The organism is Pueribacillus theae, from assembly GCF_003097615.1.
GTDB lineage: Bacteria > Bacillota > Bacilli > Bacillales > UBA6769 > Pueribacillus > Pueribacillus theae.
This window is the reverse complement of record NZ_QCZG01000026.1, coordinates 15,581-41,434: the sequence shown is the minus strand read 5'-3', so window position 1 is coordinate 41,434 and position 25,854 is coordinate 15,581. Positions and strand designations below refer to the sequence as shown.

At 38.0% G+C, this 25,854-nt stretch carries 30 protein-coding genes and 4 pseudogenes; 26 read left to right on the top strand and 8 right to left on the bottom strand.

Annotated elements, in window-relative coordinates:
* Position 1 precedes the first annotated feature (1 nt).
* The 5 genes and pseudogenes from DCC39_RS12450 to DCC39_RS19630 all read left to right on the top strand — a co-directional run.
* Positions 2–466 (top strand): annotated as a pseudogene (locus DCC39_RS12450) (ATP-binding cassette domain-containing protein); the annotation flags it as partial.
* Positions 467–585: 119 nt separating this feature from the next.
* Positions 586–726, top strand: coding sequence for an RAxF-45 family protein (locus tag DCC39_RS19735; protein ID WP_338066557.1), 141 nt, complete (start codon positions 586–588; stop codon positions 724–726).
* 168 nt (positions 727–894) lie between these two features.
* On the top strand, positions 895–2,538 hold the full coding sequence (gene abc-f, locus DCC39_RS12445; RefSeq protein WP_116555229.1) for a ribosomal protection-like ABC-F family protein: 1,644 nt from the start codon (positions 895–897) through the stop codon (positions 2,536–2,538).
* A gap of 52 nt (positions 2,539–2,590) precedes the next feature.
* Positions 2,591–3,091, top strand: a pseudogene (locus tag DCC39_RS12440) (Uma2 family endonuclease); the annotation flags it as partial.
* Positions 3,092–3,335: 244 nt separating this feature from the next.
* Positions 3,336–3,545, top strand: a pseudogene (locus DCC39_RS19630) (23S rRNA (adenine(2503)-C(2))-methyltransferase RlmN); the annotation flags it as partial.
* 17 nt (positions 3,546–3,562) lie between these two features.
* Here DCC39_RS19630 and DCC39_RS12435 read toward each other — a convergent pair.
* The gene (locus DCC39_RS12435; RefSeq protein WP_116555227.1) at positions 3,563–4,009 is read right to left on the bottom strand and encodes a YaiI/YqxD family protein; all 447 of its coding nucleotides are present in this window, start codon (positions 4,007–4,009) and stop codon (positions 3,563–3,565) included.
* A gap of 165 nt (positions 4,010–4,174) precedes the next feature.
* On the opposite strand from DCC39_RS12435, the gene DCC39_RS12430 reads away from it, so the two are divergent.
* The 3 genes from DCC39_RS12430 (at position 4,175) to DCC39_RS19135 (ending at position 5,730) form a co-directional block, all read left to right on the top strand.
* Positions 4,175–4,537: a PadR family transcriptional regulator gene (locus tag DCC39_RS12430; protein WP_116555226.1), complete on the top strand. Its 363-nt coding sequence runs from the start codon at positions 4,175–4,177 to the stop codon at positions 4,535–4,537.
* The gene (locus DCC39_RS12425) at positions 4,530–5,525 is read left to right on the top strand and encodes an HAAS signaling domain-containing protein (RefSeq protein WP_338066558.1); all 996 of its coding nucleotides are present in this window, start codon (positions 4,530–4,532) and stop codon (positions 5,523–5,525) included. The genes DCC39_RS12430 and DCC39_RS12425 overlap by 8 nt, the downstream gene beginning before the upstream one ends.
* Before the next feature lie 61 nt (positions 5,526–5,586).
* A complete protein-coding gene (locus tag DCC39_RS19135; protein WP_165820863.1) occupies positions 5,587–5,730 on the top strand; it encodes a hypothetical protein in 144 nt (47 codons plus the stop codon).
* A gap of 12 nt (positions 5,731–5,742) precedes the next feature.
* Here the strand turns inward: DCC39_RS19135 and DCC39_RS12420 are convergent, their stop codons facing one another.
* A complete protein-coding gene (locus DCC39_RS12420) occupies positions 5,743–6,318 on the bottom strand; it encodes a uracil-DNA glycosylase (protein ID WP_116555224.1) in 576 nt (191 codons plus the stop codon).
* A gap of 235 nt (positions 6,319–6,553) precedes the next feature.
* Here DCC39_RS12420 and DCC39_RS12415 point away from each other — a divergent pair.
* From DCC39_RS12415 to DCC39_RS12365, 11 genes and pseudogenes are all read left to right on the top strand, one after another.
* Positions 6,554–7,440, top strand: a pseudogene (locus DCC39_RS12415) (helix-turn-helix domain-containing protein).
* Between the two features lie 12 nt (positions 7,441–7,452).
* Positions 7,453–7,623: a hypothetical protein gene (locus tag DCC39_RS19130; protein ID WP_165820862.1), complete on the top strand. Its 171-nt coding sequence runs from the start codon at positions 7,453–7,455 to the stop codon at positions 7,621–7,623.
* Between the two features lie 400 nt (positions 7,624–8,023).
* Complete coding sequence (locus DCC39_RS12410) at positions 8,024–9,676, top strand: thiamine pyrophosphate-binding protein (protein ID WP_116555223.1); 1,653 nt, start codon at positions 8,024–8,026, stop codon at positions 9,674–9,676.
* A 182-nt stretch (positions 9,677–9,858) separates the two neighbouring features.
* The gene (locus DCC39_RS12405; RefSeq protein ID WP_116555222.1) at positions 9,859–10,413 is read left to right on the top strand and encodes an RNA polymerase sigma factor; all 555 of its coding nucleotides are present in this window, start codon (positions 9,859–9,861) and stop codon (positions 10,411–10,413) included.
* A complete protein-coding gene (locus DCC39_RS12400; protein ID WP_116555221.1) occupies positions 10,406–11,164 on the top strand; it encodes a hypothetical protein in 759 nt (252 codons plus the stop codon). The genes DCC39_RS12405 and DCC39_RS12400 overlap by 8 nt, the downstream gene beginning before the upstream one ends.
* A gap of 3 nt (positions 11,165–11,167) precedes the next feature.
* Positions 11,168–12,043: an ABC transporter ATP-binding protein gene (locus DCC39_RS12395; protein WP_116555220.1), complete on the top strand. Its 876-nt coding sequence runs from the start codon at positions 11,168–11,170 to the stop codon at positions 12,041–12,043.
* Between the two features lie 5 nt (positions 12,044–12,048).
* The gene (locus DCC39_RS12390) at positions 12,049–13,311 is read left to right on the top strand and encodes an ABC transporter permease subunit (RefSeq protein ID WP_116555219.1); all 1,263 of its coding nucleotides are present in this window, start codon (positions 12,049–12,051) and stop codon (positions 13,309–13,311) included.
* Positions 13,312–13,324: 13 nt separating this feature from the next.
* Positions 13,325–14,470, top strand: a complete 1,146-nt coding sequence (locus tag DCC39_RS12385) for a hypothetical protein (RefSeq protein ID WP_116555218.1) — start codon at positions 13,325–13,327, stop codon at positions 14,468–14,470.
* A 219-nt stretch (positions 14,471–14,689) separates the two neighbouring features.
* Positions 14,690–15,352, top strand: a complete 663-nt coding sequence (locus DCC39_RS12380; protein WP_116555217.1) for a TetR/AcrR family transcriptional regulator — start codon at positions 14,690–14,692, stop codon at positions 15,350–15,352.
* Entirely contained in the window at positions 15,345–15,548 is a 204-nt protein-coding gene (locus DCC39_RS12375; protein WP_116555216.1) for a hypothetical protein, read from the top strand. Before DCC39_RS12380 ends, DCC39_RS12375 begins: the two co-directional genes overlap by 8 nt.
* A 207-nt stretch (positions 15,549–15,755) precedes the next feature.
* Positions 15,756–16,271 (top strand): CYTH domain-containing protein, encoded by a 516-nt coding sequence (locus tag DCC39_RS12365; RefSeq protein WP_116555215.1) that lies wholly within the window; start codon positions 15,756–15,758, stop codon positions 16,269–16,271.
* Positions 16,272–16,475: 204 nt separating this feature from the next.
* Here the strand turns inward: DCC39_RS12365 and DCC39_RS12360 are convergent, their stop codons facing one another.
* A complete protein-coding gene (locus DCC39_RS12360; RefSeq protein ID WP_116555214.1) occupies positions 16,476–17,468 on the bottom strand; it encodes a zinc-dependent alcohol dehydrogenase family protein in 993 nt (330 codons plus the stop codon).
* 159 nt (positions 17,469–17,627) lie between these two features.
* Between DCC39_RS12360 and DCC39_RS12355 the strand changes: the two genes are divergently transcribed.
* Positions 17,628–18,188: a class I SAM-dependent methyltransferase gene (locus DCC39_RS12355; RefSeq protein WP_116555213.1), complete on the top strand. Its 561-nt coding sequence runs from the start codon at positions 17,628–17,630 to the stop codon at positions 18,186–18,188.
* A gap of 52 nt (positions 18,189–18,240) precedes the next feature.
* Here the strand turns inward: DCC39_RS12355 and DCC39_RS12350 are convergent, their stop codons facing one another.
* Positions 18,241–19,809, bottom strand: a complete 1,569-nt coding sequence (locus DCC39_RS12350; protein WP_205948504.1) for a Vga family ABC-F type ribosomal protection protein — start codon at positions 19,807–19,809, stop codon at positions 18,241–18,243.
* 426 nt (positions 19,810–20,235) lie between these two features.
* On the opposite strand from DCC39_RS12350, the gene DCC39_RS12345 reads away from it, so the two are divergent.
* Both DCC39_RS12345 and DCC39_RS12340 read left to right on the top strand, forming a co-directional pair.
* Positions 20,236–20,478 carry a DNA alkylation repair protein gene (locus tag DCC39_RS12345; RefSeq protein WP_116555211.1) on the top strand — a complete coding sequence of 81 codons (243 nt, stop codon included), beginning with the start codon at positions 20,236–20,238 and terminating at the stop codon, positions 20,476–20,478.
* A 178-nt stretch (positions 20,479–20,656) separates the two neighbouring features.
* Positions 20,657–21,208 carry a DUF3231 family protein gene (locus tag DCC39_RS12340; protein ID WP_116555210.1) on the top strand — a complete coding sequence of 184 codons (552 nt, stop codon included), beginning with the start codon at positions 20,657–20,659 and terminating at the stop codon, positions 21,206–21,208.
* 245 nt (positions 21,209–21,453) lie between these two features.
* Here DCC39_RS12340 and DCC39_RS12335 read toward each other — a convergent pair whose 3' ends face one another.
* Complete coding sequence (locus DCC39_RS12335) at positions 21,454–21,657, bottom strand: hypothetical protein (RefSeq protein ID WP_116555209.1); 204 nt, start codon at positions 21,655–21,657, stop codon at positions 21,454–21,456.
* Between the two features lie 140 nt (positions 21,658–21,797).
* Here DCC39_RS12335 and DCC39_RS12330 point away from each other — a divergent pair, with 140 nt between their 5' ends.
* The 3 genes from DCC39_RS12330 (at position 21,798) to DCC39_RS12320 (ending at position 24,025) form a co-directional block, all read left to right on the top strand.
* The gene (locus DCC39_RS12330; protein WP_116555208.1) at positions 21,798–22,058 is read left to right on the top strand and encodes a DUF6154 family protein; all 261 of its coding nucleotides are present in this window, start codon (positions 21,798–21,800) and stop codon (positions 22,056–22,058) included.
* Positions 22,059–22,203: 145 nt separating this feature from the next.
* Positions 22,204–22,908, top strand: coding sequence for an ABC transporter ATP-binding protein (locus DCC39_RS12325; RefSeq protein WP_116555246.1), 705 nt, complete (start codon positions 22,204–22,206; stop codon positions 22,906–22,908).
* On the top strand, positions 22,898–24,025 hold the full coding sequence (locus DCC39_RS12320; protein ID WP_116555207.1) for an ABC transporter permease: 1,128 nt from the start codon (positions 22,898–22,900) through the stop codon (positions 24,023–24,025). Before DCC39_RS12325 ends, DCC39_RS12320 begins: the two co-directional genes overlap by 11 nt.
* Before the next feature lie 77 nt (positions 24,026–24,102).
* Here DCC39_RS12320 and DCC39_RS12315 read toward each other — a convergent pair whose 3' ends face one another.
* Together DCC39_RS12315 and DCC39_RS12310 are read right to left on the bottom strand one after the other, a co-directional pair.
* Positions 24,103–24,441, bottom strand: a complete 339-nt coding sequence (locus DCC39_RS12315) for a HepT-like ribonuclease domain-containing protein (protein WP_116555206.1) — start codon at positions 24,439–24,441, stop codon at positions 24,103–24,105.
* Positions 24,425–24,730 carry a nucleotidyltransferase family protein gene (locus DCC39_RS12310; RefSeq protein ID WP_240613634.1) on the bottom strand — a complete coding sequence of 102 codons (306 nt, stop codon included), beginning with the start codon at positions 24,728–24,730 and terminating at the stop codon, positions 24,425–24,427. The genes DCC39_RS12315 and DCC39_RS12310 overlap by 17 nt, the downstream gene beginning before the upstream one ends.
* 201 nt (positions 24,731–24,931) lie before the next feature.
* Between DCC39_RS12310 and DCC39_RS12305 the strand changes: the two genes are divergently transcribed.
* The gene (locus DCC39_RS12305; RefSeq protein WP_116555204.1) at positions 24,932–25,123 is read left to right on the top strand and encodes a YfhD family protein; all 192 of its coding nucleotides are present in this window, start codon (positions 24,932–24,934) and stop codon (positions 25,121–25,123) included.
* 78 nt (positions 25,124–25,201) lie between these two features.
* On the opposite strand, the gene DCC39_RS12300 is transcribed toward DCC39_RS12305, so the two are convergent.
* Positions 25,202–25,792: a Uma2 family endonuclease gene (locus tag DCC39_RS12300; RefSeq protein WP_165820861.1), complete on the bottom strand. Its 591-nt coding sequence runs from the start codon at positions 25,790–25,792 to the stop codon at positions 25,202–25,204.
* Between the last annotated feature and the right edge of the window lie 62 nt (positions 25,793–25,854).

The following is a 25,854-nucleotide window of genomic DNA, read 5'->3' as shown; positions in this document are numbered from 1 at the left end:
GTACACTATTAATGATGTACTCGAAAGTTCCATTCAAGATGGTTTGATTTTATTCAAAGAAGAAGCAAAAATACGGGCAATTCTCGAATTGCTTGTTGAAATCGGCTTAGGTTATTTAAAGATGGGACAGTCTTTAACGACGCTTTCCGGTGGAGAAGGACAACGGTTGAAATTAGCGAAAGAGTTGATGAAAAAAGGGAATAAAAGTACACTTTATCTATTAGATGAACCAACAACTGGCCTACATCCAAATGATGTCAATCAATTATTAAAGCTTTTGAACCGCCTCGTTGATGCAGGAAATACGGTGATTTGTGTTGAACATAACAGCCAATTTATTAAAGCAGTAGACTGGATTATTGATTTGGGTCCAGAAGGCGGCGAAGCCGGTGGCCAGGTCATTGCTGAAGGGACACCTGCGGAGGTCGCAAAGAATACAAACTCCTATACTGGTCAGTATTTTTGAACTTTTTTAACCTTAATCTCTAGAAATTCTAGAAGGTCATTACTTTCACGGCCTTTGCAGCAGGTGCAATTTCACCTTGAAAATTAATTTTAAAACCTATAAGATATAATCGAATAACGATGAGACGGAGGTGGGTAAAGATGTTAAATCGAGCTGTTTTAGTGCACGGATTTTGGACTGAATACTTGTTTCTTAACCGTGCAAAATTTGCTGCTTCAGTTGTTAACGGGATACGTATGCCCTTTTTAGCAACTTCATAGCAAATCTAAAACGGTGAAAACATCTCTAAACCCACAATATATAAGAAATGGTTAAAGAGGGGCTTTTCATGCTCTTCTTTTTTTATGCCATCATTTGCAAAGTCATGGGAAAGGTGTGTTTCCCATGGCTTTTTTGCGTGTTTATTTATCGAAGGAGGAAGGATACACATGATTGCATGCAGTGTTAATCAAGTGAAAAAGATGTATGGAGGCAACTCCATTTTTGAAAATATATCATTTGAAATTCAAGAAAGGGATCGAGTTGGGCTAGTCGGCCGGAATGGAAGCGGTAAGACTACGTTGTTAAGACTGCTTGCCGGTGAGGAAACACCTGATTCTGGTCAAATCCATTGGAAAAAAGGGACTTCAGTTGGCTATCTTGCCCAAATTCCGGACTTTCACAATAAATCACTCACTAAAGAAGTTTTAAAGACAGCTTTCTCAGCACTTTTACAAATAGAAGAAAAGATGAGAAAACTTGAAGAGGAAATGAGAAATGAATCAAACGAATCAAAACTAGAAAAGTTAATGGCGGATTATGGTAATTTACAAGATGATTATACATTAAAAGGCGGATATGAAATCGATGCCAATATTGAAAGAATCAGTAACGGTTTGAATATTCACGATTTATTAGATAAACCATTTTTTACCCTAAGTGGTGGAGAAAAAACAAAGGTAGGCCTCGCTCTCATTCTTCTCGAAAATCCGGACTTTTTATTGCTGGATGAACCGACGAATCATTTAGACTTGGCGGCAGTGGAATGGTTGGGCAACTTTTTGCAAGCATATCGTGGAACGATTGTTGTCATTTCCCATGATCGTTACTTTTTAGATGACGTTGCAGATAAGATTTTGGATTTGGATGAAGGAAAAATCGAGTACTACCATACAAATTTTTCAGGTTTTGTGAAAGAAAAAGAAGAGCGTTTGCTTAGAGAGTTTCATGCTTATGAAGAACAGCAAAAGAAAATAAAGAAAATGAAGGAAGCTATAAAACGTCTACGAGATTGGGCAAATCGATCCAATCCGCCCAGTGAAGGTCTTCATAAACGAGCAAGAAATATGGAAAGGGCATTAGAACGAATGGAAAAATTGAACCGTCCTACACTTCAACGAAAGAAAATGAAATTGGCAATGGAATCCACTGATCGGAGCGGGAATGATGTGATAAAGCTCCAAGGTGTATCAAAGAGGTTTGGAGAAAAACTTTTATTTAAGAATGTCAACATGCATGTGGCTTATCAGCAACGTGCAGCTATTATTGGAGAAAATGGAACAGGGAAATCAACTTTGCTCAAATTGATTCTCCAGCAATTCAACCCCGATGAAGGGGAAGTTAGAGTAGGAAGCAATGTGAAAATCGGCTATTTATCCCAACACATATTTCCAGATTTGCAAAATGAAACAATCATAGGGGCATTTCGCAATGAGGTAAGGGTGACGGAGGGAGAGGCAAGGAAAATTTTAGCGAGATTTTTATTTTATGGACATACGGTCTTTCGAAAGGTGTCACAGTTGAGTGGCGGAGAAAGAATGAGGCTTCGATTAGCTCAGCTGATGTATCAAGACTTTAATTTGTTGATTTTAGATGAACCGACGAATCATCTAGATATTGAGTCTCGAGAAGTATTAGAAGATGCACTTGAAGAATATAACGGAACAATTTTAGCTGTCTCTCATGATCGTTATTTCCTGAATAAGCTATTTGAGAAGATTTATTGGATTGAATCAAAGGAAGTTCATTGTTTTGAAGGGGACTATAATTGGGCTAAAGAGAAAATGGCTGAAAAAAATATGTTTAAAAAATAATGAATTACTGTTCATTATATACGTGGAGTAAAAGAATGTTAATCAACAGTATGAAGTAGCCAACGGGGTACTAGAGTTGATAACTCCTGCCCCATCTCTCAAGCATCAAGTTATCCTTACTCAGATATTAACTGTACTCATGAATAGTTGTCAGCCGGATTATGTGATTTTTGCATCGCCTATCGATTTGATTTTGTCGAATACTGAGGTTCGCCAGCCTGATCTAGTAATGGTGCCGCGCAGTAAGATGGATATAATTACTAGCAGGGGAATTGAAGGCACTCCTAGCTTAGTCGGGGAAATACTTTCTCCTCATTCGATTAAGCGAGATCGGTTCAACAAGCTAAAAGTTTATGCGCAATATCATATCCTCGAATATTGGATTATTGATCCTGCAAATGAAGTTTTTGAACAATATGTACTAGCAGAAAACGAATACCAGCTTTTTTATGTCTATGGAAGAGGGGACACGGTTCAATCAGAGCAACTCAAATGCGTCTCGTTCACAATAGATCAGCCGATGAATTACCTGATTAAGTCAAGCTGTTTCTAGAGCAAGTAGCGAGACGTTCAAATTAAAGATCAGAAAGTCTAAATTTGTCGCAAACTTAGATCTAGATTCTGGCTTCTAAGTATCTTTTAAAATGAGGAAGAATTAATGAAAAATTTTAATAAAGACTGTTTGGCGATAGTGGAAAAACATTTGTCATCCAGTCTTTAGAACAAAATCAATGAAACAAGTGTGTGAGGATGGAACCACCAAATTTTATTCAAAATGCAAGAAGGTAATCTAATTGAATCGGCATTTAATTATGGTCTGTCGGCTTGTGTTACTACATCCAGTTGATGAGCATGCCTATTATCAAAGAAGTTAGAAACAGGTTATTCTCGCATTTTATGATACCCTAATGAAAAAAGGAATTCATTGCGGAGTTCGAAGTGAACAGGGAACTGACATTGATGCGGCATGCGGCCAGCTAAGAAGTAAACAAATCAAAAAAACGAAAATCTTTACGTTCGATGGTTATTTTTCATCTGAAATTGCTTTTTTAAAAGCCCCTCTAAATTTCTCCTTATCTTCTGATGTAAAGGGACGTGGTCCCTTTGTGCGTTTTCCGCTTTTTCGAGCCATTGCACTCAAATAACGTGTTTGTAATAATTGGTCAATGTTTTCATTTGTATAGGGAAACCCTTTATGGTGAAGGACTGTACACCCTTTTGCCAAACCTAGTGAAGCAAGACCATAGTCTTGTGTAACAATGATATCTCCTCTTTCCGCTAACTTCATAATCCGATAATCCGCCGCATCTGCTCCAGTGTCAACATAAATGGTTTCCACTCCTGATGGTTGTTCCGCATTTGAAAAATGAGAAAAGCTAGTAACAAGGATAATCGGAATTTCTGCATTCGTGCCTTCTGAGATAATAATATCTTTCACCGGACAAGCATCTGCATCAACATAAATTTTCATCTCTATCTCTCCCGTAATTAAGTTCGAATTGATCGTGATAATAATGGCATATTGAGCTTTTGTCAAACAATGAAATGGTTTACCCAAATTAATTTAGAATTTACATTGATATTCACTTTACAATAGTCTGCGACATACACTATAATGAGTTGAGGAGTTGATAGTATGAGCAAGGCAAATGAACATTTGGATAAATTAATGCAGGAGTTGCGGCGAGGTACGATTACGATCGGTGTGCTTAGTCAGCTTTCTGAACCTCAATACGGATACTCACTCGTTACAGAGCTTTCTGAAAAAGGAATTCATGTAGAGCCAGGAACATTGTATCCATTGCTTAGAAGATTGGAAAAGCAAGGGTTGTTAGATAGTAAGTGGGATACAAATGAATCGAGGCCGCGTAAGTATTATTTATTAAGTGAAACAGGAAAAGAAGTGTTTGATTTGTTAGTAGTTGAATGGAGAAGTATTGTCCAAAGTTTGAATCTTGTAATTGAAAATAAAGGGGATGAAAAAGTTGGAGATGATTAATCGCTATATTTATGCGGTTACACAAAAGCTGCCGCAAGCACAAAGAGAAGATATCGCGGAAGAACTTCGTGGTCTGATTGAAGATATGTTGGAGGCGCGCGTTCAAGGCAGGAAAGTGACGGATAAAGATGTAGAAGCTGTTCTGGTGGCATTAGGGAATCCAAAGCATTTAGCACAAAAATATCGTGGAACGAAAAAATATTTAATTGGGCCAGAACTTTTTGATGCGTACATTTTGGTGTTAAAGATTGTTTTGATTTCTATTGCGGTATCCATGGGTGTTGGGTTTGTTATTCAAATCATTCTCAATCCAATTTCGATCCTCGACCATTTTATCGATTTCATTGTATCATTTGTTACTGTTATTCCGATGGCTTTTGGATGGACCACCTTTGGATTTGCCATAGGAGAATATTCTAAAGGCATTCATTCAAAAGATTTGCAAATGGATAAGGAATGGAAAGTCTCGGATTTAGCGCCTATTCCTGATAAAAAAAGACAAATAAAACGCGGCGAGTCAATTACAGGGATTATATTTTATGTTTTGTTCATCGTGATTTTTGCTTTTTCGAGTGAATATTTTGGCATTTGGGTATTTCATGAAGAATTCTCCGGTGTTGTTCCATTTTTAAATGAAGAGACATATGGTTCCTACCTGTTCTTTATTATTCTTATATTTGGGTTCGGGATCATCAAGGAATGTTTAAAGCTTATTTTTGGAAAATGGACGATGAAGCTTGTTATCTATACGTCAATCGTTAATTTGGTTTCTATGATAGCAATTTTGTTTATGGTCAATGGGCCAGCATTTTGGAATCCGGATTTCATGCTGGAATTAACGCAGGCAGGCTTCCTTACGGAAGGCAGTGAGGCATTTAGAACGGTAAGCGGCGTTTGGGAACAATCCACATCCTGGATCCTAATTCTACTAGTATTCGGATTGATTTGGGATGCAGCAGACGGATTTCTTAAGGTTCGTAAAAAATAATGTGAAAATAGCATAGGTATTAAATAGTCTTTTTAAGTATTGTTACAGAGATTGCTATCGAATGAAAAAAGTCGATTCTCCTCACACTAAGGATTCAATCGACTTTAATTACCTAATTAAACATTTGATTAAAGGTGGGAAAAGCCTGGAATATCAATTTAATTTTTACTCCATCGCTTTAGAAGAAGAAAAAGGGGTTGCCTAATTACTACCTAACTTATTTTTTTTGAAAATATTGATACGCAACAAACTCCCAATCCTCAATAAATAGTGGCCTCAGATTAGGACGGCGTCTAACTGCCAATGGATGGTAGCCTACAACCGTTCGAAAGCCTTGAACATGATGCATCACTCCTCGCAATGTTTTCACGTCCAACTTGGGATTTTGAAAAAAGGATTGAACTGCAACATTGCCTAAACAAACAATAAAATCAGGCTGCTTGGCCTGAAGCTGTTCTTTGAGATGGACCATGCAGATTTGGCGGGTTCGTTCTTTATCATAGGCACGCACAGGTTTTCTTTTTAGTATATAAGTTATGTACAAATCATCCTTATCCAAGCTGACATGATTTACAGCTTGTTGTAACATTTGTCGTGTACCGCATACAAATGGATTTCCTTCCCGATCCTCACGGGCTCCCGGATTGTCTAGTACGACCATAATTGGCGCTTCGGGGTTGCCTTCTCCCCAAACCATTCGTGAACCCTGCTTATCGAGACCGCAGCTACTGCAATTTATTAAGTGCTCCGGAGTTGGTTCTTCCGGCCATAGAACGGGACAGAAATTTGTCATGGGTTTCCCTCCATAATTGGTGATAATATATAGTATTTCCCATTTCCATTCGAAAATGGCTCCTTATGCTTCAGATGGTTGTCATGAATGACACAATCTAAAAAAGGATGTCATTTGCCTACGCTCTATTTTTAATTATTCCTGCTTTGATTAGTGAACGAAGGAGATAATAAAGCAATATATGTCAAAAAAGTTGTGATTTCTTCTGTTATTTTATTCATAAGGAGGTCACGGAATGAGCTACAGCCCCATCATTCAAAAAACGATTGAGTATATAGAGGCTAATCTACATGAAGAATTATCTTTAGAACGTATTGCTCAGTTTGCTGGTTATTCAAAGTATCATTTTCATCGTATTTTTCAAAATGAGATTGGTGTGACGGCATCTGAATATATCCGATATCGAAGAATTGCCAATTCAGCCAACATGCTAATGTATACCGATGAAAGAATACTAGATATCGCATTGTATTATCGCTTTGAAACCCAAGAATCATTTACACGTTCATTTAAGAAATATTACAAATTACCGCCAGGGCAATATCGAAAAATCATGGGCAAATTGATCTTTAAAGGGGAGGAAATGATGTTGAAAAATGAACAGTTATTGAAAGGATGGCAATTAAGTGGAAGTCACCCATTTCATTATAAGATGGGCATTGACAGAGAAACATTCCATAAAGGGAAAGCATCGGGTTTCTTAAAATCTGTTACTGTCCAATCTCAGGAAGAATTTGCAACAATGATGCAACAATTCAAAGCAAATAAATACCTTGGAAAACGATTAAAGCTCTCAGGCTTTATAAAGTCAAAAGCGGTTGATGGTTTTTGCGGTTTTGGATGCGGGTAGATGATGCACTTCATGATGTGTTGCAATTTGATAACATGCATGACCGGCCAATCGTAGGAGATACTGAATGGAATCATTATTCCATCGTTTTAGATGTACCTGAAAATAGTGCAATCATAGCCTTTGGTGTGTTGCTTTCAGGGACTGGTCAAGTCTGGATTGACGGACTTGAATTCGAGGAAGTCGATAAAACAATACCAACAACGAATATTGATTTTTCCGTTGACCTTTTAGATGAACCTATAAATTTATCATTCGAAGAAATAGAGTAGAAAAATAATCAAATGAAAACTGAACCACCTATTATTTTGGATGAGAGGGGAATTTTATTGTCTAATTCAAAAAAGAAAGCATTAGGTGTAATAGCGGGTGTCGGGATAATAATTGCAATCATGGCAGTAAAGTTTTTTATAGGGAACTCACTTTTTAGTTTTATTAAGGGGTTAATTAGTTAAAAAATTCAAGAGTGGTGAACCCACTCTTTCTTCTGACATAGGGATTCTATGTGGAATTTTGGTAACAAAACGCTTTTACCAATTTCTCTCGACAGTCTATCTATAGAAAAAATGGCTTGATTTTTTAAAAATAATGTCCTTTACTACATATTTTTTCTCATGATCGATGTTGGGTTGTGACAACTTGATCCCCTATCATATAAATTCATCTTATTTATTCTAAATTATATATCTTAAATAGCTATTACAAAACCGCCATTGTCCATATCGCTTTTGTGGAACCGGGTGAGCCTTCGTTCCAGTCGTGTATAAAAGGCAATTTTTAACACAGTATAAACGGAGATGTAAACAAAATTCGTGGGTTTCCGATTATACGGTTACTAAAAAGGAATGAAAAAACATGGAGAATGAAGTGAATCGTAATGTTGCCGAATATCTTGTTCAGCAACTAACCCAATGGGGCTGCAAGCGTGTCTATGGAGTGATTGGGGATGCCAATTTATTTTTTCTGAATGAATTAGCCAATCAAAGCCAAATTCAATATATCGCTTGCCGCCATGAAATGGATGCGGCACTTATGGCATCTGCAGAAGCGAAATTAACAGGGAAATTGGCCGTTTGTACCGCTACATGCGGACCCGGCATTACTGTTTTACTGAATGGATTAGCTGATGCGTGGCGGGATAAAGCCCCGGTTTTAGCAATTACAGGGCAAGTGGAAAGAACAGAGTTAGGCACAGGCGGTGTTCAAGATATTGATCAGCAGCAGTTGATTAGCCCGCTTGCCTTATATTCTGCTTTGGTTTCGGATAGTCATTCCTTTCCAAAACTATTGAATATCGCTATGAAGACAGCATTGGGTAAAGGAGGAGTTGCTCACTTGTCAGTGCCTAAGGATATTTGGCTGCTCCCTGTGGCGGGCGGTTTTTTTCCATTGCCTCCAAACAAACAAGCTACAGCCCCGCCTATTGAGGATTTACAACAAGTAACAGCTAAAATCGATCAAGCAAAACGTCCGATCATTTTAGCGGGACGAGGAATAAAACAAGCGAGGGCTGAAGTGCTTCAGTTTGCCGAGAAAATTCAGGCTCCGATGATGACGACGATGCCGGCGAAATGTTTTGTACCAAATGATCACCCCTTATTTGCCGGCGGCCTTGGCCAAGGGGGGACAGAAATATCAAGGGAGCTTTTAGAAATGGCTGATCTTTGCATCATTCTCGGCGCAACATGGTGGCCGACAGATTATGTGCCTTCATCAATTCCAATTATCCAACTTGATGCACGCTCCGAAAATATCGGGCACAGCTACCCAACAAATGGCTCATTAGTCGGTGAAATGTCAGGCTTACTGCAAAGTGTCATGGCTCAAGTGCAGCAAAAACAAAATCGGGAATATCTTCATGAGATTGAGCAGAAGAAAATGGCTTGGAACGCAAAGATTCAATCAGAAATTAACGAACAAGCTGACTCGATTACCACGGCCAAGGTCATAGCAGAACTCAACCAGTGGATTGACCCTAACGCTATCATGACAGTGGATACGGGAGATCATACACTATGGCTGGAACGAATTTTCCAATTCCAGAATCAAGAACTGCTTCTTTCAGGAACATGGCGTACACTCGGTTTTAGCTTGCCAGCGGGAATTGCGGCCCAATTGGAGCACCCAGAGCGACAAGTCGTTTGCATTGCAGGTGACGGAGGTGTCGCCCATTCGATGATTGATTTGATAACAGCGGTTACCTACAAACTTCCGCTAACGCTGATTATCGTTAATAACGGGGCTTATTTCATGGAAAAAAGCCGGATGATCGTCGAAGGACTTGATACGTTTGGTTCGGAAATCCCGAACCCAGACTACGTTGCCCTTGCAAGATCCATGGGGGCGGAAGGGTATCGGGTGAAGCAGCTTGAGGAACTCCAACCAACAATGAGACAAGCTCTCGCTTCAAAACTAACATCCGTCGTCGAAATCCATACCACTGCTTCGATTTTGCCCCATACGAAAATTTTGAAGGGCATCAATCAAACAAACGGCCAGAGAGACTGAAAGTGTCAATAATAAACCGAATCCGTATGAAAGCCTGAAAAATGCCATGAGAATGCTCTCTTGGTGTTTTTTTATAGGAAACTTTGGATAAGTGAACTATGCTTAAAAATAATTGATATTTTTTAAAACTTTTTCTCGCTTCTTTACGAATATATGGATAGAAGGCTAGAGTTGGTGAAACGATGAATCAAGAAATACGCTGGATTAAAAAAATTAAGAAAAACAGCAATCACGAAGCAGCCAATCAATTAATCGCCGAATATTACAGGGAAATGTATGCCTTTGTGTACAAGCAAACACTAGATTCTGAGCTTTCTCTTGATTTGACGCAAGAAATTTTTATTCGTGTGCTAAAGTCAATCGGTAGCTTTGATGAAAGAAAAGCCTCCTTCCGGACATGGCTTTATCGATTGGCATCCAATCGCCTTGTTGATTATTTCCGCTCGAAAAACTACAAATACAGACAGTTGGCAGTGTCGCTGGAAGGCTATGATGTTGCAGATCGTGAGGATATGGCCGTTACGCTTGAATATAAGGATGATGTTGAAAAAGTGACTTCGATTATCAATCGGTTAGATCCAAGTTCCCAGCAAATCGCTCGGCTTAAGCTATTTGGTGAATATACACTGCAAGAAATAGCCGAGATGGTACAAGCCCCTCTATCGACGGTGAAAACTCGGTACTATGCAGCTTTGAAGCTTATTAAAAAGGAAATGAAGGAGCATCGCCATGGATAAGGAAAAGTTTCGAATTCCCATGCCGGATGAACAGACGATTCAATCAGAAATTGAACGTATTGTAGCAGTGGGCGTTAAACCAAGACAATCGTTCCTTTCTTATTTAGTAATGATGTACAGAGGAATCGGTGTTAAATACTTGTTTACGAATCAAAGGGATGGCATCCTGATTACTTTTTCCATAATGGCCATTTTGGTTTTTCTGTTTAGCCAGATCAGTGAAAAGGCGTGGGTACAAGAAACAGAAGTATATTCTTTTCTTTTTTTAGTATCGCCGCTGCTCTATATTTCTCTTTCCGTTTACGATTTTTTACACAAACGGCATAATCAAACGTTTGAAGTAGAAATGGTTTCGACATACAACCTTTATCAGGTGGCTGCCTTTCGAATGTTGGTTTTTAGTATCATTTCTATCTTGGTTAACACGATCAGCATTATTTCACTAATCATGATGTATGAAAATTTGCATTTTATCAGAGCTTTCATGGTCTCAACGACAGCGTTATTTTTGTTTTCAATCATTTTTCTAGCGGCTTTGATGAAAAGGCAGTCCGGGATTGTCACTATCCTCGTCATTGCAGGCTGGATTGGAACAAATAGGGCTTTATCCATTCCGCGAAATCAAATCTATGCCGAATTTTTGCTCCATCTTCCTGTCTTTGTCTATGGTGTTGTTTTGATCGTCAGTATTTTGGTTTACCTTAACTATTTAAGCAAGTTGATGCGATTTAAGCCAACGGAGGGAGTTTAGAACATGTTAGTTGTAAAAGATGTCAGCAAACAATACGGAAATTTTTCCGCTTTAGAAAAGATCAATCTAGAATTCGGCAACGGGGTTTATGGTTTATTAGCCCCAAATGGCGCAGGAAAAACAACCTTGATCAAAATGCTCGTCACCCTCATTTCCCCAACAAAGGGTGAAGTTCTTTATAAAGGAACAAATATCGTGGATTTGGATCAAGATTATCGCAACATCCTCGGCTATTTGCCGCAGCATTTTGGCTATTATAAAAATTATTCTCCAAAACAATTTTTGCTGTATTTGGCCGCTTTGAAAGGGATTGAAAAAAGCGCAGCACTGGAAAAAACCGATGAGCTTTTGGAAAAAGTGGCATTACGTGATGTGGCAAACAAGAAAATGAAGAAGTTCTCAGGAGGAATGATTCAGCGGGTTGGGATTGCCCAGGCGTTATTAAATGACCCAAAAATTTTGATTCTTGACGAACCAACAGCAGGACTGGATCCAAAAGAACGGGCGCGATTTCGGAACCTTTTGACAGGGCTTGCGCGCGACCGGATGGTGATTATTTCCACCCATATCGTATCCGATATTGAGTCCATTGCCAATGAAGTTATCATGATTAAAAACCATCAAATTCTATATAAAGAACCTGTGGAAAACATTTGCCATTCGCTTGACGGCTATGTGTATGAAACGTTCATCCGCTTTGAGGAACTGGAGTTGTTTCGAAAACGATATACGATAATTTCAGAAAAGCAGGAACGTGGAAACATGATCGTTCGGTTTGTCCATAAAGGAGAGGCTGATAAGGATTGGATTTCTGTCATTCCTCACTTGGAAGATGTGTTTCTCTATGAATATCGAGACAATTTGCAGATGGAAGGGTGACTGTCATGAAAATCATCCTTTTAGAATGTAAAAAGGCAGTGATGTCACCGATTATTCTAGCGCTGCTGCTATTGTTTACAGCATGGAACATTTTTCAAATCTATGATCATTCCAAACTTAAGGAAGGTTTAGACGTTGCGAATGAATTAGCAAAAAAATATGGCGTAACGTTTTCCGATGAATCACTAGCAAAATTGGAGGAGGACTTAAAAGCAGAATTGGCAGATTTAAATGCGATAACCGAAAAAATAGATTCCCGAACATTTGAAAGTGCCTTTGACTTCTTTAATCAACTCAAATTTGAAGATCAAGAACGCTATTCGAAAAATGAGTTACATTCCTTCTATGAAACATATGTAAAAGAAATGTATGCGGATATGGCGACATCAATGGATGCAGATTATGCCAGTTTCGATATGAAACGAATGGGGGAAGACGAAATCAGTCGTTTTGGCCTCACGGGAGCAGCAGCAGAAACATTGCGAAAGGAATATGCCCAATTTGCAGATCGCTTTGAAGCATTGCAAGCGAACAATGAGCATAAGCAGTGGTTTTTCGCAGGGAAACAGTATGGTATGCATAGTCTACTATTTAGAACAATGTTTCGAAGCATCGTAATCGAAACGATGATTTTGGTTGTACTGGCGACAGCATTCATTACGAATTATGAATTTGAAAATCGCACACAGCTTGTTACATATGCTACGAGAAGAGGCAGAAGATTTATGCTTGATAAGCTTGTTGCATCTTTGATTGCGACTTCGGGGATTACGATCTTTTTGCTTGTCGTGACACTCTCTACGTATTTTTCCTTCTTTGACTATTCGCATTTATGGAAAACTGCCATCAGCAGCGGATTTAACTGGGAGTTTAATTTTCCTTATGTTTCGTGGTGGAACCTGTCTTTTTTAAATTACTTGGTTTTAGGAATTTTACTATTCTATGTGTGCATGCTTCTATTTTCAGCGTTTACCTTTGCGCTTTCTGTTCTTATAAAAAATAGTTATTTCACATTCATTCTGTTTGCAGGGATTTTTATTATGCTATTTATTGTACAGAGCTTTTTGCCAACCTCATCGAATGTAATGCTTATGGCAGGGTTTAATTTGTCTACCTTAGTTTTGAATCCCCATCAATGGTGGATGGGATCGAGTGGATTAACGATGTTTAAGTATCATGAATTGTTGACTGTTGGTGCTTGGGCGGTAATCTTTGCCATTTTATGTGTCCTCGCTTTAAAAAAATTTGCAAAACAGGATATTTCGTAAGGAGACACTTTTTATGCGAATACTATTACATGAAATAAGGAAGATTTTAAACTGGAAGATTCTATTGATTCTTGCGTTTGTCAATGTGATTCTCTATTTTTTTCTTATTGAATTTGATATTAAACATTTTCCAAACGGGCGGCCTGCGCTAGACTCCTACAGAATCGGCGTGGAAATGATAGAAAACTACGGCACGAATATGGATGCGGCTGAACTAGCTGGTTTTAAAAAGAAATATGATCAGGAAGTGAGAAAGGCTGATCAATTTTTGCAAGCAAGAGAAGATTTTAAAGAGGCGGGGATTCTTTCTTATGCCGATTTTCAAAGGATGGATCACGAAAATGAAGCGGAATCGGATCTTCGTGGGAAGCTGTTTTTTGATGAGAAGGTGGATCTGTTTTGGGAACTCCAAGAACGAGAGCGTTTAATCGAATTCCATAATGATAAAGAGACCATCCTTCAAAATGAAATGGAAGGCGCAACCCCAAACCAGCAAAAGCGTCTCAATGAAATAAAAGCCACTGGACAATACGATTTATATCCTGATGAGGCATTTTACAATTTTCAAAGTATAATCAGGAGTATCGCCATCACTATACTAATCAGTGTTGTATTATTGGTATCCCCTTTGTTTATAAGGGATCGCGCGAGACAAATGATCGATTTGCAATATACAGCGAAGATCGGGCGGCCGCTATATAAGAAGAAAGTAGCAGCAGGGCTTATTTCGACGCTTCTTGTCATTTCTGTTTTACTCGCCGTTTATTTAAGTCTTTTTTCTTTAAACCATACTTCCATGTTTTTTAAAATACCGATAAATAGTTTTATAGCCAGAATGGGTGGCTATTATTGGTATGATTTGACGTTTTTCCAATACATTGTGCTAACCATCATCGCCATTTATGGATTGGGGATTATTATGGGATTGATTTCAATGGCGGTCTCGAATATCGTTCCAAATTTTATTACCCTTATCGGCGTTCAAGTACCGATTGTCTTCGGTTTGCTTGCTTTTGGATTACACTATATGCTCAATCAAATCGTTAGTATCTGGCTGCCCCAGTGGCTTGTTCCAGTATGCTACGCCACACTGCTAGCTGTCAGCATTGCTTTCATTTTCCTTCTTTGGAGGCGAGAGAAAAAAATAGATATGGTTTAGGAAAGGAGAACAGCGGGAAGAGACCCGCTGTTCTTTTCAGTTCAAACAATCTTGTCTTCTTCTACAATAGAATGAGGTTATGGAATTTTTATTTCTTCCGAACAGGAATCGAAACTTCACTATAAGAAGAAAATTCAAAAAAACACAGTTGACTTTTTCATTGGAGTACAGTTAGAATAATTATAGACCGACGGTCGGTCTTTTAATGGAGGTACCAAAATGAGAATTACAAAAAAACCTGAAGAACGAAAAAATGAAATTTTAGACGCTGCCGAGAAGCTTTTTACGACAAAGGGATATTCGAACACGACAATCAATGACATTTTGCAAATGGTCGGTATCGCAAAAGGGACTTTTTATCATTATTTTCAATCAAAGGAAGAGGTGATGGATGAGGTTGTCATGCGTTTTATCGACAAGGGGGTAGAAGCTGCAAAGCTGATTGCTTCAGATCCAAATCTCAAAGCCCATGAAAAGATATTTCAAATCATTATGGCTCAAAGTCCTGATGTAACTCAAAAAGAACAAATGATTGATCAATTGCATCAAACAAACAATGCAGAAATGCACCAAAAAAGTTTGGTTGAAACGATTCTACAGCTCACCCCTATTTTGGCTGATGTCATTGAACAAGGGATTGAGGAAGGAGCGTTCAAAACTCCTTACCCAAAAGAAACGGTTGAATTCTTGCTCGTATCTTCTCAATTTTTATTTGATGAAGGCATTTTCAAGTGGAAGCCGGATGAACTCATGCAAAAAGCCTTGGCTTTTACGTACATTTTGGAAACGATAGTGGGAGCAGAAAGGGGAAGCTTCGATTATATTCTTAAAAAGCTCGGACAAAGCGATCGAAAAGAAGAAAGGAAGGAATCAAATGAATAATACGGAAGTGATGATGAAAGTTTCAGAGGTATCTGGGATAAATATCGATGATTGCCAAAAAGTTTTAAATGCTTTCGAAGAAGTATTGAGTGATGAATTAACCCATTCAAAAGATGTAAGCAATGCCTTTGACAAAATCTATAAAGTCTTAAGTTTTCTTAAAAACAAAAAAAGGCGAGTTTCATGGACAATATGATCGTGGTTAAAGATTTTGTAAAAAAATATGGGAGTTTTACAGCGGTTGATGGCGTTTCTTTTGAGGTGGAAAGCGGGAGCATTTTTGCTGAATTAATAATAGATGAAGAGAATTATTTAAGTAAAAGTACTATCAATCATAAAAAAGAAGGACGATTATGGAAAATTATAAATCGAAGTGGGAATATAACGAAGGGTCGTGAACAGAATGAAAGTTCAACTTCGCAGAGATACAAAGTACTTTTGCGTGGATTTCTTTCAAGTCCGTGAAATACTTAATCAAATTCAAGCTGAGTTTATAATAAAGAAGCAGCAGGAAGATCATATTTTTAAAATATACGATCCAGAGACAAAGGCAAACTCTAAGAGAATAAAAGTAAGGATAGAAAATGAAGAATCATTACTAGTTTATGTTTACAGTAGAAGTAATCAAGAATCAAATATTGAATTTGATTATTACCAAGTTAAAGACGCACAAATCCTTTCCATCTTTACCTCACTATATGGTCAAGCAATAAAAATAAAAAAGGATAGGGAAGTATGGTCTAAAGATGATGTTGTCTTTCACTTGGACACTGTTGAAGGTGTTGGAAAGATTTTTGAAATTGAGCTTTTACGATCGGAAACTCCTCCAACAAATGAAGACTTGGAAGGTTACAAACAGTTGTTTCAAGGTCATTTATTAAAAAGGATTGAAGGTTCCAATGAAGACTTAATAAAATGAAAGGGTCTTGTAGGTGAAAAGTACTAAATACATAGCCCGAAACATAGACCATACCTCTCAAATGGAATACCTCATATCGATTATCCAGATGAATTCGCCACTTTAAACCAATCGGCTTCCTAAGAAAAAACGAGTTAACGTTTTTTCTTATCGTCATAAGTCATCCTTTCGATAAGAGAAGGGATGACTTATTTTAACATTTTTTCAAAAATTGGTTAAAAACACCTTCCCGCGATTGCCCTGAGAGGATTCGGCACAACGAACGGCATTGCGCACTTCCTGTAGATTGAAATAAGCATGGGGTGCCATAAGCGTTAATTTTTTGTCATTTATAAAAGAAATTAAACGATTAAATGACTCTTGCCATCTTCGGACAGAGGTTTGTTTGTTCCAATGCCGCAAATGAAATAACGAAGCATTTAAATTTGTTCTTTTTGAAATCTCTTTCCAATTGACAGGAATTCCTGATAACAGGCCGATCGTTAAAAACGACCCACTAGGGCGAACGGAAAAAGCTAATTCTGTACCATCGACACCGCCAATAGAATCAATCGCAGCGTCTACTCCCCGTCCATTCGTTAATTCCATGACAGCAGGCTGCAGCGGTGTGTCTGATGTGTTGATGACTTGGGATGCACCAAGCTGCAGCAGCTCTTGCGTATATGTATGATTTCGAGTGATGGCAATGAGTTGAAAACCGAGAAGCTTGGATAACTGTGCATAAATACGGCCAATCGAAGAGCCGCAAGCATTGACGAGTAAAATATCATTTGGTTTCAACGCTAATATATCTGTGCAAGTTATCCATGCAGTGATAGGATTGATATATAATTGCGCTGCGGCGCCATCGTCAATAGAGCTGGGGATCGGGACTGCCAGCTCCGCTGATGTTTTAACGAATTCCTGCCAAGTGCCTTCCCCTCGCAAAGGCAGAACACGTTTGCCGATAAGGTCTTTCGAAACGGAAGAACCCACTTCTTCCACAATACCAACCCCTTCATACCCGGGGATCGAAGGCAAAGGAATTCGATGAGCATATGCCCCACGAATCGGCAGTAAATCTGAAGGATTGATAGGACTTGCCGTCATACGAACAAGAATTTCATCATTTTTCGGATCTTGGATCGTTTTATTTTCAATTTTTAACACGCTCTCAGGCTTTCCAAACTTATGGAATCGAATACATTTCGCTTTCAAAAAAATGGCTCCTCCCATGTAAAACAAAGTTTTCTTTGGTTACTTGCATTTAATAAAGGTTTCGTTTTAGATATAAGAGTGCTTAAAAATTTTTGCAACCATGTCTTTCGGTTTGTGCTATTCTAAAACCATACATTCGCATCCACGGAGGGATGAAATATCAAATCTTTTACATTTCTTTTTCAATATTTTTTAAAACCTAGAACAGTCGGAGCAATCCTTCCAAGCTCGTCAAAACTTGCCGAAAAAATGATGGATTGCATCGATTTTCAAACTGCAAAATGTATCTTGGAATATGGTCCTGGTACGGGAGTATTTACTGATAAAATGTTGGAAAAGAGAAACGAGCATACAGTTGTCGTGTTGATTGAGTATAATAAAGAATTTTGTAAAATATTAAATGACAAATTTAAGGATAAAAAGAATGTTATGATTATAAATGGTTCCGCTGAGGATATTGACAGCTATGTTAATCAGTACAATCTTCCGCGGGTAGACTATATCGTGTCTGGCTTGCCTTTTGCAAGTTTGCCTGAGAATGTCTCCCATACGATTTTATTAAAAACAAAGAAACTTCTAGGCGACAGTGGGAAATTTATCACGTTCCAATACACGCAATTCAAAAAGGGATTAATCAGCCAGTATTTTCGAAAGATTGATATAAAGTGGGAGTATAGAAATATTCCGCCAGCCTATGTATTTTGTTGTAGTAATGCATAATAAGTATTGCAAAACCTAGTAAGAAATGGCAGAGTTTCTGCCATTTCTTTACTTACTCGTCATCCAATTTCCGTTTTTCGTCTAAAAGCTTCTGAAATTCCTCTTCCAGTTCAGGGGAAGGCTCAATGCTTAGGCGGCTTAACACTTCTGATATTTTTGTTTCTACTATAAGCCGTTTATCTTCCTTGGTATTTCGCTTTTCTTGTGGTTTATGATGTTTATATTCTTTATAGTTACCTTCAAATAGCTTTATTTCTTGATGTTTAATTTCAAGGATTCGAGTGGCAATGTTTTCAATAAAACGCCGATCATGGGAGACAAAAATGACGGTTCCCTCATATTCTTTTAGAAGGGACTCTAGTGCTTCAACGGCTTCTATATCAAGAAAATTTGTCGGTTCATCCAATATGAGCGTGTTCATGTCGCTAACAAATAACTTCGCTAAGGCTACTTTTACCCGCTCGCCGCCGCTCAACACGCCTACCCGTTTATAAACATCTTCCCTGAAAAAGCGGAGCCTGGCAAGTACAGTTCGAATCAATGTTTCATCTTGCTTTGAAGTGGATCTGACATTGTCTAAAATCGTTTTTTTCGTATCTACTATTGTTAAGCTTTGGCTAAAGTAGCCAATTTTTACGGATGGGGAGAGGCTTATCCCATCATCCTGATGAACGATCTTTTTTAAGAGTGTCGTTTTACCGCTTCCATTTGGGCCGATAATGGCGAGTTTGTCACCGCCTCGAATATGAAAGCTCGCCGGTTTCCAAAGAATCCGATCGCCGATCGTACCCGGAACATCTTTCACACGCAGAACAATGCGTCCCTTAAAGGTTTCTTCATTTGGCACGTTCATTTTGATCGGTGTCGCTTCTTTTGGTTTTTCCACTTTTTCGAGCTTCTCTAATCTTGTTTCAATTGCCTTGGCTGTTTGCTGCAGCTTTTTTTGTTTTTTTGCAAAATACGGTTTGGCTCCGGTGATTTTCGCTTCTGATTGACTTACTTTTTTTGGCGCTTTAGTGGCTCTTTCTGCTTTTTTTGTTTTCAATTTCAAGGCTTCTTCCAACTGTTTTTTCTTTTTTTCATATTTTTCATAAGCAAGTTTCTCTTGAGTCTTTTTTAATTCTTTTTGCTCGGCATAGTCGGAGTAGTTGCCTTTGTATTCTTTCAAATGGCCTTCATCAATCTCCCATATTTTCGTGCAAAGCGCATCCAAAAATGCCCTGTCATGGGAGACAAGGACGAAAGCGCCTTGCCATTTCACCAGTTTCTTTTCCAGCCATTCGATATGGCTCGTATCCAAATTTGTCGTTGGTTCATCAGCCAAGAGAATTTCAGGGTTTTTTTCCATTGCTTCAATCATATAATCCTGCGTCACTTCACCCCCGCTTTTGGTCGTATCCCTTCTTTTCAGCTGAGGAATAAGTTCACAAGTGGTAAAGATGGAAATGGTGCCTTCTTCGGGCAACTTTTTTCCAGCTAGCGCTTCCAATAAAGTCGTCTTGCCGCTTCCATTTTTACCAACCAAGCCGATTCGGTCATTTTCTTGAATTTGTAGTTTATCAATATCCACTAACAGGCGATCTTTTGCATAAAGCTTTACGTTATTCGCTTCGATTAACATAAGTTCATCATCCCCATCTTCATTAAGTTCTGGAGACAGAAAATGCCTCCTATTTGCATTCAGAATAGGAGGCATAGAATAGAAGGGACATCAAGAAAAACGCCAATACATCGCTTATTCAATTAAATAAGCGGCGGCTTCCTTTCAAGTCCAACTATAGAAATCCAATCCTATTCTGAAAAATCTGATTGAAGGCATCACAAAAAAGCAGAGAAAAATCCGCAAAAGAAATGCCTTCAATTGTGTTTTTCGAAAATAGGATTAGCACTTCATGTAGTTGGGTCACCCTTTCAGCTATTTTAAGTTAATACAACAATAGCCGATTACGCAGGGCTCTGTCAATTATTAAGCGAAAAACCATGCTTGAAATAATAATGGCTGTTATCGGGCATCATAATGGATATGACTAACAATAGGGAGGTTCTTATGAGTACGCGATATTGCTGCCCTAACTGCAAAACGAACCGGTCTCGATTTAATATTATTGAACAGGCTGCGTATGCGGTCCGATTGGATCCGCAGACAGGAGAAGTGATGGAACGATTTGAGAATCAAGAGGATCCAGGGCCTTTCCATAAGGGCTATAATGGTCCTGAACGTAGAATTCAATGTGCGGTCTGCGGTTTAATTGAAGATGAAAAGACATTCATTAAATTCGGCGAGAAATAACAATTGCGATTTCAATAAAGAAGCGGGTTTGTTGCTTTACCCATAAAAATGTTGATACAGAGCGATTCCAAGCAGATTTGGGAATTGTCCTTTTAATTTTTTTTGAGAATATTGATGAATATTTCATAGGAGAGGGACAAAAAATAGCATAGAAATCGATGAACGGGAGGGTTATTGTATGCCGAGCATAACACAAATGATTGAGGCGGCAACGAAAGTGATACAGTCTTTAACAGATAATGAAAAGGCTCCATTGCATGTCGGTGAGGTGATGGCGTGTTGGACATATCTTGCTTTTGTGGGTAACATTATAACCATTGAAGAGGTAGCCATGAACACAGTTACGGACACCGAACTGAAGCAATTGTTTACGGATTCGTTAAAAGTTGCCCTATCGCATAAAGAAGAGATATCTGAATTTATGCGAAAAGAAGGGGTTGTTTTGCCTGTTGCACCAGAACGAAAACCAAATTCTGAGCCTGGTGCCATTCCGCTAGGTGCAAAGTTTACGGATGATGAATTGGTTAACACGCTCAATCTAAATTTTGTCTTTGCTTCAGATTTGTGTGCAGCAGCTGCAAGCCAATGCCTTCGAACAGATCTGGGGCTTATGTTTCTCAAATTTCAAACAGAGAAATTGTCTCTTGGATTTAAGGCGAAAGATTTAATGAAAAAGAGAGGTTGGCTTAAAATGCCTCCATATTATTACCCACCAGGCCTACCTGATTAAACGCTTGCTGTATTGCTTCACCCTTGCATGCAGAGTGGTGATCTTCACAAGGAGACTATTTCTTCCTTTTAAAGGCGAACTAATTACTTTTTAACCTCCCGAAATTTCTCTAGAATGATCGCGATAATAAGCGCATCCAAAGTTTTGTCAAGCCATTTATCTCAGCGGCGTTACTAAGACTCCCACTTCCATAAGTGGGAGTTAAGTGTCTGCTTTATAGAGCGGCTGGTTGGGTACGGATGGGATCAAGAATTATGAAACGTCTGGCCGATCTCTTTTTCTGCAATGTATTCATTTCCAGCTTCCAGATCTTTATGTTCGTCGACTGAATCACCCACAAACTTGTCCTCTGTTTTTACAGAATGATTCAATTTTACTTGAACCCCTACATCTCCTTGGATGTTTGCTTCTGTTGGAAATTCAAACTCTTTTTTACGCTTTTCTTTCATTTTTTTCACCTCATTTTTAGCTTGTGTACCGTGGCATCTTTTTATGCCAGATAATTTTCAATAGGAATCTGAATAAAATTTGTTGTTTTCTCTTATGCTAAATGTATTTGTTGAAAATGTTTTTACAAGGAGAAGAGACAATGGAATTTATTGATAATCTTTATGAATTGTATAAAAATAAATTAACTGGTGATGAAGAAGATGCTTTTATTGTCATTGCCGGGATGATGGAAAGCTTCAGCAATCAGGATGTTGAAAAATTCTTTTATGATTTATCGGAAAAAGATCGTTTTGACATGCTTGCATTATTTCTGTATGAAAAATTCCGGCAGAAAATCGCGAAAGAAGGAATCGGGCAAACGAAAAATAGAGAAGGTGACAGCTTAAAATATTATCATTAACTTACAAAGGTTTATCTGAAGAAATTCAGGTGGCCTTCGTTTTTTTATGAAAAAGCATCAGTTTTCCGAAAAAAATTTGCTATGATTGATTAGGGGATTTTAGTAAAATTAATTCTTATGCTCCCTGTTGGAAGGAGAAAAAAATTTGTTACTATCAGTTGATATTAAGAAAGCTGGTTATTCCAATGATTCACCAGTGTTGAAAGATATTCAATTTTCGGTAGATTCAGGGGAGCTCGTAGGCTTGATTGGTCCGAATGGAGCCGGAAAGAGTTCAACAATTAAATCAATCCTTGGGATCATGAACAATGTAAAGGGAAATATCCATGTAAAAGAATACGCTTATATTCCGGAAAGGCCTATCTTTTACGATCGACTGACAATGTGGGAACATATCGAATTTCTTTTTTCCACGTTAGATAGAGATGAAGAGCAATTTAACTTAAAAGCGGAGGAATTGATTGACCTTTTTCAATTAGGAGACGTTGTTCACCATTTTCCTGAAAAATTTTCAAAAGGCATGCAGCAGAAAGTGATGCTCATTCTAGCTTTTCTAAAACAACCGGCTCTGTATATCATCGATGAACCCTTTATGGGACTTGACCCAAAAGCAATTAAAAAACTATTGCAATTGATTGAAAAAGAAAAGGATAGAGGGGCAGGGATTTTGATGTCCACCCATGTGCTGGATACAGCTGAAAAGATCTGTGATCGGTTTGTTTTAATTTCTAACGGAAAACTTATTATACAAGGTACACTTGATGAGATACGGTCAAAAAGTGGTTTAAAGCAAGGTTCTCTTTTTGATTGTTTTGATTTATTAACTGAGAGTGAATCATATGTCAGGTAGGCAATTATTTCGTAAGAGATTGATTCAAGAGTGGAAGTTTCAATGGGGTGTGCTTCGATCCGTTTTTGATTGGACCATTATTTTGTATATGGCTATCCCGGCAATGATTCTTATTCCTTTTCTGTATGCTGATGTTTGGAAAAACATCCATCTGTATTGGAGTGAGGAATTTCCTTTTTCTATCCTACTGCTTCTTGTGCTGTTACTTTCGACGAGAGGGAATTTTAGAACATATGTAAGGGAAGCTGACTTATTGTATGTCATCCAACGAAAGAAACTTTTTTACCAATTAAAGCTGCACAGTTTCCTTTTTTCAGTTTTTCAGTTAGTTGCAGGGGTCGCGCTCATTTTTATTGTGATCTTGCCGATTGTCATTCGTATTTATCAATTTTCACCAATGGAAGTTTTATTGTTGTTCCTTGAAATTTGTGCTTTCCGGCTTCTTTTTTTAACGCTGAAAAAAATAATGAATCGCGCACTGTATAAATGGATTTTCTTTCCTTTAACATTCATTGTGACAGCTCGTGTGATTTTATATACAGATTCAGTAATACTTGGGGTTTTAAGTATAGTTATTATTTTTATTATTGTCATGTTCCATCTAACAAAAATCATCAAAACAAACCGCTTGTTTTACAAAGAAATCGAAATTGAGCATGCAGAACGAATTCGATACATTAAACTTATTTTAAATTTTTCAATGGAAGTGGAAAAAGAAATAACGGATCAAAGGAAAAAACCCGTTGTCTTATTTCGGAAATCAAGAAGGATTTTTAAGAAACGAAACAGTGAGAATGGACTTTTGGAGCTTTTAATAAAAGCTTTTTTACGCAATAAAAGCCATTTAATCCTATATTGTCAGTTTGTGATCGTAACAATGTACGCGATAACCGTCTCACCTGTTGTGTTAAAATGGATCGTTTTTCTTTGTTCCTGCTTTGCTGTAAATGATTGGTTAAAAGCCCTTTATACAAAAATGTTAGATAACTCTTTTTTTGCAGTTGTCCCGTTTGAGCAAGAATTAACAAATGTGGTCTGGTTTCGTTTCAAAAGGTGGATTGCTCTCCCTGCTGTCATTTTTATCGGGGTTTTCACTCTCATCATGACATTGATTTAACCAAGGCAGTTTTACTAAAGTACTATAGACTACCTTTGAGTTTTGAGCTTAGGTGGCTTCTTTTTAATGTGATTCTTTCATAGGTTTTTCAGTAGTTGTTTTACATGCTGCTCTAACACAGGTATCTTATTTTGTACGACATCCCACACAATGCGGTAATTAATGGAGAAATATGCGTGGATCACCATATCCCTCATGCCAGCCATCTTTCTCCATTCGATTTGTGGGCAGGCTATTCTGATTTCTTCTGGTATATTTTTAGCCGCTTCGCCTATTACTAAGATGTTTTTAATCACCGCATCTGATACTAAATCGTTAGATATAGAATCGTCATAAGATAATCCTCTAGAGTATTTTTGAATCTTTTTCGCAGCGTTTAACATATCTTCCAAAAAGACTCTAGGCTCCCTCTGCATACTTGGCACTCCTCAGAACCTTTGGCCTAAGGGCTGGTTTGATATCGTCTAGAATGACTAAATCTACTGGTTTGTGAAAGTGATCTTCGAGTGTGAACTTCAAATCCATGTAGTTATCAAATGTTATCGCATTTTCCGTAAACTCAACCAATACATCAATGTCACTATTTTCTTTTTGCTCGCCCCTGCTATATGAACCAAACAAACCAATCCGCTTTACTCCATACTTCTCTTTCCATATACCCAAATTTTTCGATAACTCATCAAGTATTTCATGTTGCGATAACATATCAATCACCTCCATTCCCTAAATTTCCTTATCATTATAACATTTTTCCTTCGTTTTATTCATGATTGGAACATTAAAACCAAATCCTTGTTGCCATAAGTTAATCAAACGTTTAATTAAATCCAAAGATCGCATGATTTCACTCTTTTGCACGCATACTAAGTAAGAATGTAATGCAAAGTGAAATGGGGTGAATGGAATATGGGAAGAGATGAACATCGCAAGCCAAAAGGAAAAAAGGCTCTTTCACAGACACCGAAAAGTCAAATTGTTGACAATGACAATATTGATGTCGAATTTTCTGAAGAACTTGCAGATGCGGAGGACAAGGAAGCGCAAGCAAGAGCCCATGCTGCAGACAAACGAGCAAAGAATAAGTCACCTTTCGTATGAGGGTAAAGCCAGGTTCCTGTAAGGAGTCTGGCCATTTAAGTTGGGAAAATAGGGAGTGATTTCCAATTGGCGTTTTGCTTATTCTTCTCGTTCTGGGAAAATAACAGTTAAATCGATTGTAAAGTTTTCCAATATGTGAATCGGAATCTTATCTTCCCTCGTATAGACATCATGAAGTTCTAATGAGTTTTCTTTCAATAGGTATACTTCAATTACTTGATTAGCTGGGTCAATCATCCAGTATTCTCTAACTCCTGCCCGCCCGTAAGCCAATCTTTTATCAATTCGATTAATTTTTGCGGAAGACGAAGAAATAATTTCTACCACAAGATCAGGGGCACCGACAATTTTGCTTCGAGTAATCTTATTCGGATCACAGACTACGATTAAATCAGGTATAACCCAATTTCTAACATTTTTATCAATCCATTTTTCACGATAATCTTCAAATAAGTAAACATCGATCGGGGCAGCAAATGCTCTGCAAGTCTTTCCCCTGAGATGTGAACCGATTTCAATGGATAATTGCATGGATATTTCCTGATGCTCTGGCAAAGGAGAAGGAGCCATACTGATTATTTTACCATCTAATACTTCACATCGTTTTTCTTCCCACGTTTCATATTCCTTGTACGACATTACCTTTTTGTTTTTGTCTGCTAGACCCATTTTCCCACTTCCTCCCTTACCCATTCTTATTTTAACTTCCATTATACAATAACAATTAAAAA

Bases quoted from the DNA above. Each gene is read 5' to 3' on its own strand.
- DCC39_RS12420 (WP_116555224.1), bottom strand. From the start codon at position 6,318: ATGACAAATTTCTGTCCCGTTCTATGGCCGGAAGAACCAACTCCGGAG.
- DCC39_RS12435 (WP_116555227.1), bottom strand. From the start codon at position 4,009: ATGAAAATTTATGTTGATGCAGATGCTTGTCCGGTGAAAGATATTATT.
- DCC39_RS19135 (WP_165820863.1), top strand. From the start codon at position 5,587: ATGAAAAAAGTCGATTCTCCTCACACTAAGGATTCAATCGACTTTAAT.
- DCC39_RS12345 (WP_116555211.1), top strand. From the start codon at position 20,236: ATGAGTACGCGATATTGCTGCCCTAACTGCAAAACGAACCGGTCTCGA.
- DCC39_RS12375 (WP_116555216.1), top strand. From the start codon at position 15,345: ATGAATAATACGGAAGTGATGATGAAAGTTTCAGAGGTATCTGGGATA.
- abc-f (WP_116555229.1), top strand. From the start codon at position 895: ATGATTGCATGCAGTGTTAATCAAGTGAAAAAGATGTATGGAGGCAAC.
- DCC39_RS12395 (WP_116555220.1), top strand. From the start codon at position 11,168: ATGTTAGTTGTAAAAGATGTCAGCAAACAATACGGAAATTTTTCCGCT.
- DCC39_RS19130 (WP_165820862.1), top strand. From the start codon at position 7,453: ATGAAAACTGAACCACCTATTATTTTGGATGAGAGGGGAATTTTATTG.
- DCC39_RS12400 (WP_116555221.1), top strand. From the start codon at position 10,406: ATGGATAAGGAAAAGTTTCGAATTCCCATGCCGGATGAACAGACGATT.
- DCC39_RS12410 (WP_116555223.1), top strand. From the start codon at position 8,024: ATGGAGAATGAAGTGAATCGTAATGTTGCCGAATATCTTGTTCAGCAA.
- DCC39_RS12340 (WP_116555210.1), top strand. From the start codon at position 20,657: ATGCCGAGCATAACACAAATGATTGAGGCGGCAACGAAAGTGATACAG.
- DCC39_RS12305 (WP_116555204.1), top strand. From the start codon at position 24,932: ATGGGAAGAGATGAACATCGCAAGCCAAAAGGAAAAAAGGCTCTTTCA.
- DCC39_RS12380 (WP_116555217.1), top strand. From the start codon at position 14,690: ATGAGAATTACAAAAAAACCTGAAGAACGAAAAAATGAAATTTTAGAC.
- DCC39_RS12405 (WP_116555222.1), top strand. From the start codon at position 9,859: ATGAATCAAGAAATACGCTGGATTAAAAAAATTAAGAAAAACAGCAAT.
- DCC39_RS12300 (WP_165820861.1), bottom strand. From the start codon at position 25,792: ATGGGTCTAGCAGACAAAAACAAAAAGGTAATGTCGTACAAGGAATAT.
- DCC39_RS12310 (WP_240613634.1), bottom strand. From the start codon at position 24,730: ATGTTATCGCAACATGAAATACTTGATGAGTTATCGAAAAATTTGGGT.
- DCC39_RS12430 (WP_116555226.1), top strand. From the start codon at position 4,175: ATGAGCAAGGCAAATGAACATTTGGATAAATTAATGCAGGAGTTGCGG.
- DCC39_RS12315 (WP_116555206.1), bottom strand. From the start codon at position 24,441: ATGCAGAGGGAGCCTAGAGTCTTTTTGGAAGATATGTTAAACGCTGCG.
- DCC39_RS12385 (WP_116555218.1), top strand. From the start codon at position 13,325: ATGCGAATACTATTACATGAAATAAGGAAGATTTTAAACTGGAAGATT.
- DCC39_RS12335 (WP_116555209.1), bottom strand. From the start codon at position 21,657: ATGAAAGAAAAGCGTAAAAAAGAGTTTGAATTTCCAACAGAAGCAAAC.
- DCC39_RS12425 (WP_338066558.1), top strand. From the start codon at position 4,530: ATGATTAATCGCTATATTTATGCGGTTACACAAAAGCTGCCGCAAGCA.
- DCC39_RS19735 (WP_338066557.1), top strand. From the start codon at position 586: ATGAGACGGAGGTGGGTAAAGATGTTAAATCGAGCTGTTTTAGTGCAC.
- DCC39_RS12365 (WP_116555215.1), top strand. From the start codon at position 15,756: ATGAAAGTTCAACTTCGCAGAGATACAAAGTACTTTTGCGTGGATTTC.
- DCC39_RS12390 (WP_116555219.1), top strand. From the start codon at position 12,049: ATGAAAATCATCCTTTTAGAATGTAAAAAGGCAGTGATGTCACCGATT.
- DCC39_RS12330 (WP_116555208.1), top strand. From the start codon at position 21,798: ATGGAATTTATTGATAATCTTTATGAATTGTATAAAAATAAATTAACT.
- DCC39_RS12350 (WP_205948504.1), bottom strand. From the start codon at position 19,809: ATGTTAATCGAAGCGAATAACGTAAAGCTTTATGCAAAAGATCGCCTG.
- DCC39_RS12320 (WP_116555207.1), top strand. From the start codon at position 22,898: ATGTCAGGTAGGCAATTATTTCGTAAGAGATTGATTCAAGAGTGGAAG.